Origin of the sequence: Pseudomonas sp. NPDC088429, assembly GCF_044753305.1 — a bacterium.
Lineage (GTDB): Bacteria > Pseudomonadota > Gammaproteobacteria > Pseudomonadales > Pseudomonadaceae > Aquipseudomonas > Aquipseudomonas rustica.
This window is the reverse complement of the sequence record NZ_JBIVMX010000017.1, coordinates 1-12,947: the sequence shown is the minus strand read 5'-3', so window position 1 is coordinate 12,947 and position 12,947 is coordinate 1. Positions and strand designations below refer to the sequence as shown.

Annotated in this window: 7 protein-coding genes; all 7 read right to left on the bottom strand. The window is 59.4% G+C overall.

Features of this window, described 5'->3' with window-relative positions; genetic code table 11:
* Positions 1 to 130: 130 nt before the first annotated feature.
* On the bottom strand, positions 131 to 4,717 hold the full coding sequence (locus ACIP66_RS11645) for a hypothetical protein (RefSeq protein ID WP_400648144.1): 4,587 nt from the start codon (positions 4,715 to 4,717) through the stop codon (positions 131 to 133).
* A gap of 138 nt (positions 4,718 to 4,855) precedes the next feature.
* A complete protein-coding gene (locus ACIP66_RS11640) occupies positions 4,856 to 5,956 on the bottom strand; it encodes a polyamine ABC transporter substrate-binding protein (RefSeq protein WP_400648141.1) in 1,101 nt (366 codons plus the stop codon).
* On the bottom strand, positions 5,953 to 6,978 hold the full coding sequence (locus tag ACIP66_RS11635) for a histone deacetylase family protein (protein ID WP_400648138.1): 1,026 nt from the start codon (positions 6,976 to 6,978) through the stop codon (positions 5,953 to 5,955). The genes ACIP66_RS11640 and ACIP66_RS11635 overlap by 4 nt, the downstream gene beginning before the upstream one ends.
* Before the next feature lie 205 nt (positions 6,979 to 7,183).
* Positions 7,184 to 8,176 carry an AraC family transcriptional regulator gene (locus ACIP66_RS11630; RefSeq protein WP_282351617.1) on the bottom strand — a complete coding sequence of 331 codons (993 nt, stop codon included), beginning with the start codon at positions 8,174 to 8,176 and terminating at the stop codon, positions 7,184 to 7,186.
* 163 nt (positions 8,177 to 8,339) lie between these two features.
* Entirely contained in the window at positions 8,340 to 9,344 is a 1,005-nt protein-coding gene (locus ACIP66_RS11625) for an asparaginase (protein ID WP_400648135.1), read from the bottom strand.
* Positions 9,345 to 9,514: 170 nt separating this feature from the next.
* A complete protein-coding gene (locus tag ACIP66_RS11620) occupies positions 9,515 to 10,963 on the bottom strand; it encodes an alanine/glycine:cation symporter family protein (protein WP_400648132.1) in 1,449 nt (482 codons plus the stop codon).
* 485 nt (positions 10,964 to 11,448) lie between these two features.
* Positions 11,449 to 12,873, bottom strand: coding sequence for an aspartate ammonia-lyase (locus tag ACIP66_RS11615; RefSeq protein WP_159814480.1), 1,425 nt, complete (start codon positions 12,871 to 12,873; stop codon positions 11,449 to 11,451).
* Positions 12,874 to 12,947 lie beyond the last annotated feature (74 nt).

Here is a 12,947-nt window from a genome sequence, read left to right as displayed (position 1 = left end):
GCTGGATTGCCTCCTGCGTAAACCCCGAAAGTAATGAATGGCCGCCGTACGATGGTGGTACATAGATATTGTTCGGTAAAAAAACTGTGGTGAGGGCGCAAGGTCCCTCTCCACAGTGACAGCGGCAGATTCAGGCCACGGGCGCGGTGGGCGGCTTGACCGGGAAAAACAGGGTTTTTGCCAGTGTCACGCCGATTTCGCTGCGGTAGATGGCGATCACCTCCTGGGTACTCGACGCGTTTTCCAGGGAGTAACCGCTGCCGAGCAATCGTTGCTCTTTGGTTTTAAGGTGCGCGGCGCTGAAAAACTCATCGGCGGTATTGGCTCGTTCATAGTGAAAATGCGCGTACCACAGCACCGCTTTGCTCTTGCGATCGCGAATTTCGTATTCCTGCAGAAAGTCTTTCTTCGAGCCTTTGAGCTGCCGGCGACCAGGGATTATCTCGATCGTCACCTCTTGCTGAGCGAGCAACCACTCCACACGCGGCGCGGTGGGCAACTGGCGTTTGGTCATGTTCACCCGCAGCGTATGACCTTCGCTTTTCAGTAGTTTTACTGCCACTTCGATTTTCTGTTTGAGCTGCGCCGCCGTGCTGGCTTGCGCATGAGAGGAGGGGCCGGACGCCAGCGACTGGTCGATGGCTTTGGCGGTGTCGCTCAGTTGCGTGGCGTGACGGGCGAGGGCTTCTTCGATTTCCACCGGCAAGCGATTCGGCTCATGGGCGCGGGCCTTTTGCTGTTCGATAAAGCCTTGCACCGCATCCAGCAGCGTCTGCCCTGAACTCATGGCGTTGCTCAAACTTTTGGCGGGCAGGGTTTTCGCCGGTTTGCTGCGCAAGCGCTGCACCCACACGCCGGGTTCCTTCTCGTGGAAGGTTGCCAGCACCTTGCCGGTGAGGCTGGCTTTGACGTCTGCAAATTGCGCATGACCTTGTGCTTCTTTGCGCGGCACCGCGAGTTGCGTGCCTTTGAAGCGGGTCTTGATGACTTTTTTTGCCGGTGCCCGCGACGGCCCGGGCTGCGGATGTTGAGGGCCACGATCACGCAGCAGCTGCGACAGTTGTCGGGTACTTTGCTGGCCGAACTCATCGATATTGAGCTGCAGTTGCGCAAGCTGATCAGTCAGCATCTGTTCGGCAAATTGCTGGGGCAGATCCTGCAGCCGGGAATCGATACTGACGAATTGTTCGACCAAAGTGTTGAGCGCCTCAATACGTTGCGGGTCGCTGAGCTGATGGTCTTCGCGTTGCAGATCGAGCGAGTTCTGGATCGCCAGATCGGCCTCATCAACCAGGCGCTCGACCTGCTCGCGCGCCTCCTCGAGTGCGCGGCCACTGCCTTCTTTGACGCAAAATTCGCGCGCCAGGGTAATCCTTAACGCTTTCATGTCCTGCACGTCGAAGACCGGCAACTTCTGTTTAAATTTGCTGACGACTTGCGCGGCTTCTTTGCCAAGCACGCTCAGTTCGTTAAAACTCGCCTGAGCCATTTCGATGCGCTCGATCATCAGCGTGGTCAGCCGGCGCATCTCCTGGTAGGGCGCGTTATCGGTGGGTCTGTTGCCGGCCTCTTCTTCGGCCAGCAGGGTCAACGTCAGATCCAGCGACGATTTGAATGCGGGTCCGATCTGCTCGATCCACGACTGGTTGAAAAACAGCTGGGAGCTGAGCATTTCAACCATTGAAGCGCGGTATCGTGGCACCGCATCAATGCGGTTCAACTCCTTGATGTAGCCGATAGTGTTGTCGTAGGTGCGGATCTGTGCTTCAAGCTTTTCCAGAAACACCGCTTCGTGCGCCTTGTACGTCTCATCGGTTGCCGACGTCAGCGCTTTGCGCGCCGCGATCAATGCGTCTTTGGCAGGGCTGAGATTATCGTTGAACGTTTTTAGGTTCTGGCGCAGTTCATCGATCCGTTGCGCATTCTTGCGTAGCAGATCGGCCTTTCGGCTCTTGAGGCCGCCCCCGCGCAAACGCAGGCGCGTGTCGATGAACCAGCGTCCCTGACGATTGTTAATCAGCAATGGCCCAGAGCGTGGCGGCTGTTTGCGGGCGTCGATGATTTGCACATCTTGCTGTTCATTGAGGCGCACCTCGAACCAGCGCGTACCCACTTTGGCGTAACGTTTTTCACCCAGGGCGTAGAGGTGTTGTTGCGCACCCTCGCTGATGGGCTGGCCGAGATCTGGCGGTGGGTCGATGGCGAATCGCTCAAGCGTCTGGCCAAGGCTCGTTGCTTCACGATTGAGCGCGCCGAGAATGTGGATGGCCGACTCATGGTTGCCTGGCAGGTCAACGGGCGCGATGTCCGCCAGCTGTTTCAACTGGATCTTACCGGGGCGCGACAGTGTTTCGATGAGTGGGGTCTTGGTCTTTGCGGGTAACTCATCTGCACGTCGTGCCGGCTTGCCGCGAGTCGCTGCGCGATGCGCCAGCACCATGGCCAGTGACAGGAGCAAATCGGTGAGCGCGCTGGCGGCCAGCTCACGATCGTCGTTGTGGGTCGCCTCGATGGTCTGTTGCAGATCATCGAACAACTGCCATATCCACACCGCCGTGCCTACGGTCGGGTCGAGAAACGGCAGGACGGCGTTGAACAGTTTCCACGCGCCTTGCTTGAGCGTCGCCCAATGGCTTTCGGCGTTCGATAAGGATTGCCGGTCAGCGAGCTCGATCAGGGCATTGGCGTTGGCGGTGAACAAGCTGCGCAGGTAATCACCCTCAAGCACATTGCTACCCAGCCGCACCGGGGTGTTGAGGTTGATGTTCAGCAGTGGATTGGTCAGCAGCTCGGCGAATACCGCGAGGTCGGGCACGTCACCGTGGTAAATGAAGTTCGAATAGTTGGCGCGAACGCTGTCCGGCAGCCAGGCGAGCACTGATTCACGGATCTTTTTCGAGTGTTTGATCGCGTAGATCAGGCTCGACGGCGTCGGGTACTGAGTCAGCGGGTTTTCCAGCAGCGGACGATAAAGCAAGCACGGCCCTTTGCTTTGATCACGCGGGCCGATCACGAACATGTTGGTGACGATGTCGGCGCTGTCGTCGGTCTGTTGATCGAGCACAAACGATAACGGACGGATGACGATTTCCTGATCATCGACCCGCCGCGCTTCACCCGCCGCACTCATCACGGCCACGATGTAGCGGTAACCCTGCTCATCGATAGCGCCTTCTTTGCGGATCTTGCATTGCAGGGCCAGCAATGGCAGCTGCACCTGCAAGTGCGCGCGGTACAGCCTCGACAACTCTAAAGATTTGATCGGGTCATCAACCAGTCGCTCCTTGATCAGTGCCGGGTAGGTTTTGCCGATATTGACCGTGGTCACCAACCCTTCGACGTAGGTCGGGGTCAGCCAGTCCGGAACCGCTTCACCGGTGGTAAACCAGAGCACTTTATTGCCGAGCGGGACGGCAATCAGGTTTTCCAGAGCCAGCTCGGCAATGCTCAGTGTGAGTGTTTCGCTGGAGCCCGTTGCCTGGGTGCCCCAGACCACCGGGGTGGTAATGCTGATGCGCAGGTTCTTGAGTTTTAGTTGAGTGGCCTGCGGGTGGGTCTTTTCAATTTGCCGCCTGAGACTTTTCAAGGCAAAGCGCTCGATGGGGGGAATTTCATCGTCGAAAGAGGTGGTGCTGCTCTGCCGCACGGCGGCCAGATCCATCAAATGTCGGCTGAAGGCACTGAGGTCGTTGGGAAGCGCTTGGGTCAGCCAGTCTGGCAACAGCGGATCGATGCGATTAAAGCGCGCATCGGTCTTGTGGACGTGGTGGGCGTTGGCCTGGGTGACAGTCGTCGGCGCAGGACTACTGAAGTCCAGCTCGCCCAGCGCCTGCGCTTGCAGAGCAATCAGCGTGCAGGCCTGGGTGTCGAAAAAATCGCCCTCGGGCTCAACCAGCCGCCAGTCGAGCTGGCTATCAGCGGACAAGCCAGCGGTGAACATTCTGAGATAGTTGCCCAGTGCTTCGAATGACGAATGAGTACGAAAACCCATGATGATTGAATGCGTAAGAATCAGGGTGCGCTCATTCGACACGCCGATGACCACGGCGATATCCATCATGTTCAGGTGGGTGGAGGTTTCGCCGGCGCTGTCCAGATCGATCAGGCAGACGCGCGTCTGATAGGGGTCGTGAGGCTTGCGCGTGGCACGATCGGGGTAGTTGAACACAAGGCGCGCGAGGGCGAGTTGATCGGCATCCCAGTGTTTGGCCTGCTTGATGTTCCAGCGTACGCGCAAGGCCAGCGAGAGCTCCTGCCATCGCGGCAAGCGAAGAGTGACCGGCTGATTCCAGTAATCAAGTTGCTGTTCCTGGTAGGCGGAGAAGAGGATCGAAACGAGCAAGTTGAGCTGACGTCCGACCGCGTCGATATTGACCGGCAACTGGATGGAAGGGCTGGCGCCCGGTTGCCGGGTCAGGAAGTGTTCGCCGTCGATGTACATGACTGGTTGGCGCGCGATCGCGTGACGCAACAGTGCGTCGGTCAATGATTCGAATCGGGTGGCGCCGGCAACGATGTGCCCATCCCGATTGATCCAGGACGGTGTGCCGACCATGACCAGATCGGGGTTGAGTTCGAGTGTCGGATACAGCACGTTCAGTTCTGCGCGCAGCACCGTGGTGGCGACTTCTCGCAGAGACGGGCCAGTGATCAGTTGCGTCAGCAAATCGGTGGCGGGGACGGATAGGTTTGGCGCGTTGGGCTCGAGGGTGGGCATGTGCAGATCCTTCTGACGGTTGGGTCGGGAAAGCACATGACGGTAGCGAGGCGTTTGTGGGGCGTGGTGGTATCTATGTATCGCACGCCAAAAAAAGACCCGCACGATGGCGGGTCGGATTGTTTCAGAAGCAAATCATCAGGTACCGGATTTGATTTTCGTCCAGGCCCGGGTGCGTGCGCGTTCGGCATCACGCGGTAGCGGTTGCAGGGTGTACAGGGTGTTCATCGCCGCGTCGGTCGGGTACAGATTGGGGTTGTTGCGGATCGTCGGATCGACCCGTTCGGTGGCGTCCTTGTTTGGGTTCGGATAGCCGACAAAGTCGCTGACCGGGGCAATCACTGCCGGTTGTAGCAGGTAGTTGATAAAGGTATAGGCGTCCTCGGTGTTCTTCGCGCCTTTCGGAATGGCGAGCATGTCGAACCAGATCGGTGCGCCTTCTTTGGGCAGGCGCATGTCGACCACCACGCCGTTTTTGGCTTCCTTCGCCCGATTGGCGGCCTGCGAAAAACTGCCGGAATAACCGACCGCAACGCAGATGTCACCGTTGGCGATATCGGCCATGTATTTGGACGAGTGGAAGTAGGTCACGTATGGACGGATCTTCATCAGCAGTGCTTCGGCTTTGGCATAGTCGGCCGGGTTTTTGCTGTTCGGATCGAGGCCGAGATGTTGCAAGGCCAGCGGCAGAATCTCTGACGGCGAATCCAGCAGGGCGACGCCGCACTGTTTGAGTTTGCTGATGTTTTCTTCCTTGAAAATCAGATCCCAACTGTCCACCGGCGCGTTGTCACCCAGTGCGGCTTTGACCTTGGCCGGGTTGAAGCCGATCAGGATCGTGCCGTACATGTACGGCACGGCAAACTTGTTACCCGGGTCGTTGGCTTCGATCAGCTTCATCAGTTTCGGATCGAGGTGATTCCAGTTCGGCAGCTTGCTGCGATCCAGCGGCTGGAACACCCCGGCCTCGATCTGCTTGGCGAGGAACACGTTGGACGGCACCACTACGTCGTAGCCGGAATTACCGGTGAGCAGCTTGGCCTCCAGCGCTTCGTTGGTGTCGAAGATGTCGTAGATCAATCTGGTCTGGGTGTTCTGCGCCTTGAAGTCTTCCAGCGCCTTGGGCGTGATGTAGTCGAACCAGTTGTAGACGCGCAACGTGCGTTCTTCGGCGTGGACGACACCGCTCAGCAGCGCCGCGCACATTGCTGGGGCGATCACCTGCTTGAGCGTTTTCATTGTTCAAAGCCTTCGAGCACGTTCACCGCGTTGATGCCGATTTCTTCTACCGCGTAACCGCCCTCCATGACGAACAGGGTTGGCTTGCCGAGAGCGGCAATGCGCTTGCCCATCGCCAGGTAATCCGGGCTGTCGAGTTTGAACTGCGAGATCGGATCGTCCTTGAACGTATCGACGCCGAGCGACACGACGATGACGTCGGCGCCGTAGCGGTCGATCTCGTCGCAGCACTGCTCCAGCGCTGCGCTCCAGACGTCGTAGCCGGAACCGGCCGGCAATGGATAGTTGAAGTTGAAGCCTTCACCGGCGCCTTCACCGCGTTCATCGTCATAACCGAGGAAGAACGGGAATTCCGCTTCCGGGTGGCCGTGGATCGAAGTGAACAGCACGTCGCTGCGCTCGTAGAAAATCGACTGCGTGCCGTTGCCGTGGTGGTAGTCGACGTCGAGGATCGCGACTTTCTTGTGGCCTGCATCGAGGAAGGCTTGCGCGGCGATGGCGGCGTTGTTGAGGTAGCAATAACCGCCCATCAAATCGCTGGCAGCGTGGTGTCCCGGTGGGCGGCACAGAGCGAAAGCAGCGCGTGCGCCACGCTGGATTTCTGCTTGTGCGGTGAGGGCAACCTGCGCCGCGCTGTAGGCCGCTTGCCAGGTACCGGCGGTGATCGGGGCGCCGCCGTCGAAGCTGTAATAACCGAGTTGGCCGTGCAGGCTGGTCGGTTTGATCGCGCGCAAGGTTCGCGCCGGCCAGGTATAGGGCAGCAAGTCGCCGTCGGTGTTGAATTCAGTCCAGCGATCCCAGGCGCCTTTGAAGAAATCGAGGTAGTCGCGGCTGTGGATGCGGGCGATCGGGTCGAGGCCGAAATCCTTCGGTGCTTCGACCGCGCCAAGGTTCTGATTTTGTACGCGTTGCAACACATGGTCGGCGCGCGAGGGCATCTCGAAACACGGTTTTAGCTGGCCATCGATGAGTTCGCAGCGGCCATGGTGCAGGTGGTGATCGTCTGAGTAGATCGTCAGCATTTGTTGTTCTCCGCAAGGCTGGTTCGGTTGCGTCCAGTGTTGCGGCGCGAGACGAATCGGAGAACGGCAGGAAAGGCCAAAAGGGGATTGATCTGGCCAAAACCTCTGACCGCAATTCGCCCCCTGAGGATCAAAAGATCGCAGCCTGCGGCAGCTCCTACACCGATCCCTGTAGGAGCTGCCGAAGGCTGCGATCTTTAGATTTTCAAGCCCTGAATTGGCTGGGGGCAACGCCGCTCCAGCGTACAAAGGCATGGCGGAAACTCGCGGTCTCGCTGAAGCCCAGCGTTTCGGCAATGCGATAGATCGGCAACTGATCCTCACACAACATCTGCTTGGCCCGCTCGAAACGCAGTTCATCGAGCAGTTCCTGATAGCTGCTGCCCATGTCCTTCAGATGGCGGCGCAAGGTGCGTGGCGAACATTTCATCTGCTGCGCCAATCCTTCCAGCCCCGGCGCGGCATTCAATTGCGCACTGAGCAACTGACGAATGCGCCCCAGCCATGCCTGACGCCCGGTGAATTCGAGGTTCTGCTTGCGGCAACGTTCGGCCATGGCTTGATGCGTAATGGCATCCGCCAAGGGCAACGGCTGATCGAGCCAGTGTCGGTCGAAGGCGAAGGCGTTGTCCTTGGCGGCGAAGTGCAGCGGCGCGTTGAAGTGTTCGGCATAGCTGTCGCGGTAATCCGGCGCGGCGTGTTCGAACCGCGTGGCGAGCAGCGGCAGCGGATGCCCGAGCAAGTCATCGCAAATCACCTTCAGCGAGACCAAGCAGAACTCGGCATTGAACACCGCCATTGCCGGACTTTCGCGATAGTCCGCCGCAACGAACCAGACGCGCTCGCCATCGTCTTCCAGGCTCAGTTCGAAAAGTGTTCCCAACAGCGCCGGATAACGGATCGCCAGGCGCAAAGCGTCACCGAAGGTGGCACAGGTCAGCAGCGCGTAACCGAGGATGCCGTAGCAGGAAACGTGCATGCGCCGGCCCAGTTCCAGGCCGATATCGTGCTTGAGCGCGACCGCGTTGGCGCAGACCTGCATCTCTTGGTTGGTGGTGATGCGTGTGTCGGCACGGTTTAAATCCGCCGCACTGATGCCGCTGCCGTTGAGCAGCGCCTCGCTCGACAGGCCTTCGGCTTTGAAGGTGTTGAGGATTAGCGAGACAGCGTTGAGGGTGGTGAGGTGGGAGTGCAGCATGGGATCTTCCAGCCTTGAGATGGCTGGAATGCAGCAAGTTGCATGCCGTACGCGATCCTTGTAGGAGCAAGGCTTGCCCGCGAAGAACGATGACACGGTGTATCTGTGTCATCGAGGTGGGCCATTCGCGGGCAAGCCTTGCTCCTACAAGGGCGGGGTGGTGTCAGAGGAGTTCGCCGCAGAGGTCGAGTTCAATCAGTCGGCGCACTTCTTCAGTTTCAAGCCCAGCACCGAGCAACCCGTGCAACTTGCCAAACGCCGCCTCACGGGTCATGCCGCCACCGGACAACACGCCAACCCCGCGCAAGCGGCTGCCCGCCTCATACACATCCAGCTCAACCCCACCTTCATGGCATTGCGTAACCGCCACCACCACCACGCCGTTGTCCCGCGCGCGGCCGAGGCTCGCCAGAAACTCCGGGTTGTCGCTCGGCCCGGTGCCGCTGCCATAACACTCCAGCACCAGACCCTGAATGCCGCTGTCGAGCACACCATCAAGGACTCCAGCGCTAATACCGGGGAACAGCGGCAGCACGGCAACTTTGGCCAGTTGCTTCGGCTGGTTGTAGTTCAACGACGCCGGAATCGAAGGCGCTTTCACACCGCCGCCCTGACGCTCCAGACGCTTGAACGGATGACGGCCAAAGCTGCGCACTTTTGCGCAACGGGTCGGTGCCAGTAGTTCACCGTGGAAGTACAAATGCACGCCCGGCGCCAGGCCTTGGCCGAGGGAAACCAGTGCGCCACCGAGGTTTTCCCAGGCATCGCTGTCGGTCACGCCCGCCGGCAGCATCGAACCGGTGAAGCACACACGCGCATGCAGGCCGAGCAACTGAAAGCTCATCGCCGCCGCGCTGTACGCCAGCGTGTCGGTGCCGTGCAGGATCAACACGCTGTCGCAGCCTTGCACGTCCACGGCATCGACCACCGCTTCACGCAGTTGCTGCCAATAGGTCGGGGTCATGTTGGCGCTGTCGATCAGCGGCGACATCTCGCGAAAGCGCCACTGCGGCACGACGAGTTCAGGCTGGCTGTGCAGGTAATCGCGCATCCGCGCTTCAAAACCGGACGCTGGGGCCAGGCCGTTGGCACTGGCTTGCATGCCGATGGTGCCACCGGTGTAGAGCACCATGACGTGTTGGGCGGCGGGATAAGTCGACGAATTCATAGGATTCTCCGAAACGATGAGTTCCTGTAGGAGTGAGCCTGCTCGCGATAGCGGTCTTTCAGCCAACATAAATGTTGAATGATGAACCGCTATCGCGAGCAGGCTCACTCCTACAAGTTATTGCATCACAATAACTGACGGGCGCAGGGGATGCGCCCGTCATTCACCTGTCAGCGTTGCGCTGCAGGTACGCCTTGCGGCTCGGCTTCGGTCTTGCCCGCTGTTGCCGGCGGGTTGGTTGGCCAGGCTTTCAGGTCCAGATCCAGGTCAGTGAATTTGCTGGAGTCGAACACCGGCTGTTTGACGCCGGCGCGACGCTGCTCGTCGTAGTCGCGCATTACGCGCATGCCGACCTTGAACAGCATGGCCAGGGCCACCAGGTTGACGAAGGCCAGGCAGGTCATGGTGATGTCGGCGAAGGCGAACACGGTCGACAGATCCTGCATCGAACCCCAGACAACCAGCGCCAGCACCAGGCCACGGAAAATCATCAGCGCAGCGCGGTTGCGGGTGAGGAACTGCAAGCTGTTCTCGCCCAGGTAGTAGTTGTAGAGGATGCAGGTGAAGACGAACAGCGACAGCGCGACGCTGACGAACATGCGGCCCCAGTCACCGACCACGGCGGCCAGCGAGTTTTGGGTCAGGACGATGCCGTCACCTTCGAAACCCGGCGTGTAGAAGCCCGACAGCAGGATCAGCAGCGCGGTGCAGGTGCAGATCACGAAGGTGTCGAGGAACACGCTGAAAGCCTGAACCACGCCTTGCGCGCCCGGGTGTTTCACCGCAGCCACGGCGGCGACGTTCGGCGCACTGCCCAGGCCCGCTTCGTTGGCGAACACGCCACGCTTCACGCCCATGACGATGGCGCTGCCGAGCAGACCACCAAAGGCCGGGTCGAGACCGAAGGCGCTCTTGATGATGGTTTCCAGCATGGCGGGCACGTGTTCGATCTGGGTGCCGATCACGTACAGGGTCACGCCGATGTAGGCCAGGGTCTTGATCGGTACCAACAGGTCGGACACCGAAGCGATGCGTTTGATGCCGCCGAGGAAGGTGATGGCCAGCAGCACCGCCAGGACGATACCGGTGTGTTGTGGATTGAACTCAAAGGCGTTCTGTAGCGAGTGGGTCACGGTGTAGGACTGCAGGCCGATGAAGGCGAAGCCGTAGGTGACCAGCAGCAGAACGGAGAACACCACTGCCATGCCTTTGAGCTTCAGGCCGTGCTGAATGTAGTAGGCCGGGCCACCACGGTACAGACCGTCGCCATCGGCGCGTTTGTAGACTTGGGCCAGAGTACATTCGAAGAAGCTGCTGGACATGCCGACCAGTGCGGTCACCCACATCCAGAACACCGCACCCGGACCGCCGAGGGTCACGGCAATGCCGACACCGGCGATGTTGCCTGCACCGACACGGCCGGCGAGGCTGAGCATCAGGGCCTGGAACGAGCTGAGTTGGCCGGCGCTGCCTGTGAGGCTGTCGCGGTACACCGCGAACATGTGGAAGAAGTGCGGCAGTTGAACGAAACGCGAGCGAATCGTGAAGTAGCTACCGAGCCCGACAATGAGCACGATCAGTACTTTGCCTGAGAGGAAGTCGTTAATGACTTCGAGCATGGATTTTTCCTCGCTGTTTTTTGTGTAAGCAAATGCTGGATGGGAGAAACATCGTGTTACACCGGTTTGCGCGCGGCACAACAGGTGAGGCGAAGGTTTCGTCCCGGTTCCAAATCGCGGGTTTGTTATTAGTTCGGGTTTCACATGGGTGATGGCCTCGTTACCGACGACCGCTCATGCGAAGAGGGGCGGCACTATACCGATCAGTGCGGCGCCCGTCTGCACAGTCGTGGTGCAAGCGACGAAACGAGGATGCTGCAAGATCAAAAGATCGCAGCCTTCGGCAGCTCCTACAGGTGTACATCCATCATGTAGGAGCTGCCGAAGGCTGCGATCTTGGCGGTATCAAATACACAAAACATTTAACGTCCTGCCCGCAAAGAAGTTAAAAAAAAGGGCCTGGGGACTAAATCCCCAAGCCCTCAAAAGGTGAGAGGTGTCTAGTCCCTCGACCTGGTGAGCGGTGCTACAAGTAACGCGTCGATTCAGCCTTTCAGCGGAACCAGACGCGGAGCAATCATGTTTTCCGGGCGCAGGATGTCGGCGAGCATGGCTTCGTCGAGCAGACCTTCTTCGCGCACCAGTTCCAGCACGCCGCGGCCGCTTTCAAGGGCGAGGCCGGCGATGCGGGTGGCGTTTTTGTAGCCGATGTACGGGTTCAATGCGGTGACCAGACCGATCGAGTGCTCGACCAGTTCACGGCAGCGCGCTTCGTTGGCGGTGATGCCGACGATGCAGTGCTCGCGCAGCATGTCCATGGCGCGTTGCAGCAGGCGGATCGAGTCGAAGATCTTGAACGCGATCAGCGGCTCCATCACGTTCAGCTGCAGTTGGCCGCCTTCGGCTGCCATCGTCAGCGCCAGGTCGTTACCGATGACCTGGAAAGCAACTTGGTTCACAGCTTCCGGGATCACCGGGTTGACCTTGCCAGGCATGATCGAGCTGCCTGGCTGACGCGCTGGCAGGTTGATTTCGTTGATGCCGGTGCGTGGGCCGCTGGACAGCAGACGCAAGTCGTTGCAGATCTTCGACAGCTTGACCGCGGTGCGCTTGAGCATGCCGGAGAACAGTACAAAGGCGCCCATGTCGGAAGTCGCTTCGATCAGGTCGGCGGCTGGAACCAGCGGTTGACCGCTGATCAGGGCCAGACGCTGAACCGCCAGCGCTTGATAACGCGGGTCGGCGTTGATGCCGGTACCGATCGCGGTGCCGCCCAGGTTCACTTCAGTCAACAGTTCCGGGGCCAGCGTCTTCAGACGGGCCAGGTCTTCGCCCATGGTGGTGGCGAAAGCACGGAATTCCTGGCCGAGGGTCATCGGCACGGCGTCTTGCAATTGAGTACGGCCCATTTTCAGGACGTGATCGAATTCTTTGCCCTTGGCCGCGAACGCCTGAATCAGGCTGTCGAGGCTGGCCAGCAGGGTGTCGTGACCGAGCAACAGGCCCAGGCGGATTGCCGTCGGGTAAGCGTCGTTGGTCGACTGCGCCATGTTGACGTCGTCGTTCGGGTGCAGGAACTGGTACTCGCCTTTCTGGTGACCCATTGCTTCCAGAGCAATGTTGGCGATCACTTCGTTGGCGTTCATGTTGGTGGAAGTACCGGCGCCACCTTGAATCATGTCGACCACGAACTCTTCGTGGAAATCACCGCGGATCAATCGGGCACAGGCTTCGCTGATGGCAGCGTGCTTGGCTTCGCTCAGATGACCCAACTCACGGTTGGCGTCAGCAGCGGCCTGTTTGACCATTGCCAGACCGACAACCAGTTTCGGGTAATGCGAAATCGGAACGCCGGAGAGACGGAAGTTATTCACCGCTCGCAGGGTCTGGATGCCGTAATACGCTTGAGCCGGTACTTCGAGGGCGCCAAGCAGGTCGTTTTCTGTGCGGAAAGATGCAGCGGAGGACATGATAGAAATCATCTCGATATGGACCCGGTCTGTGCCGGAACGCTGCGAATGCTAGGCTTGTGGTTAATTTTGGT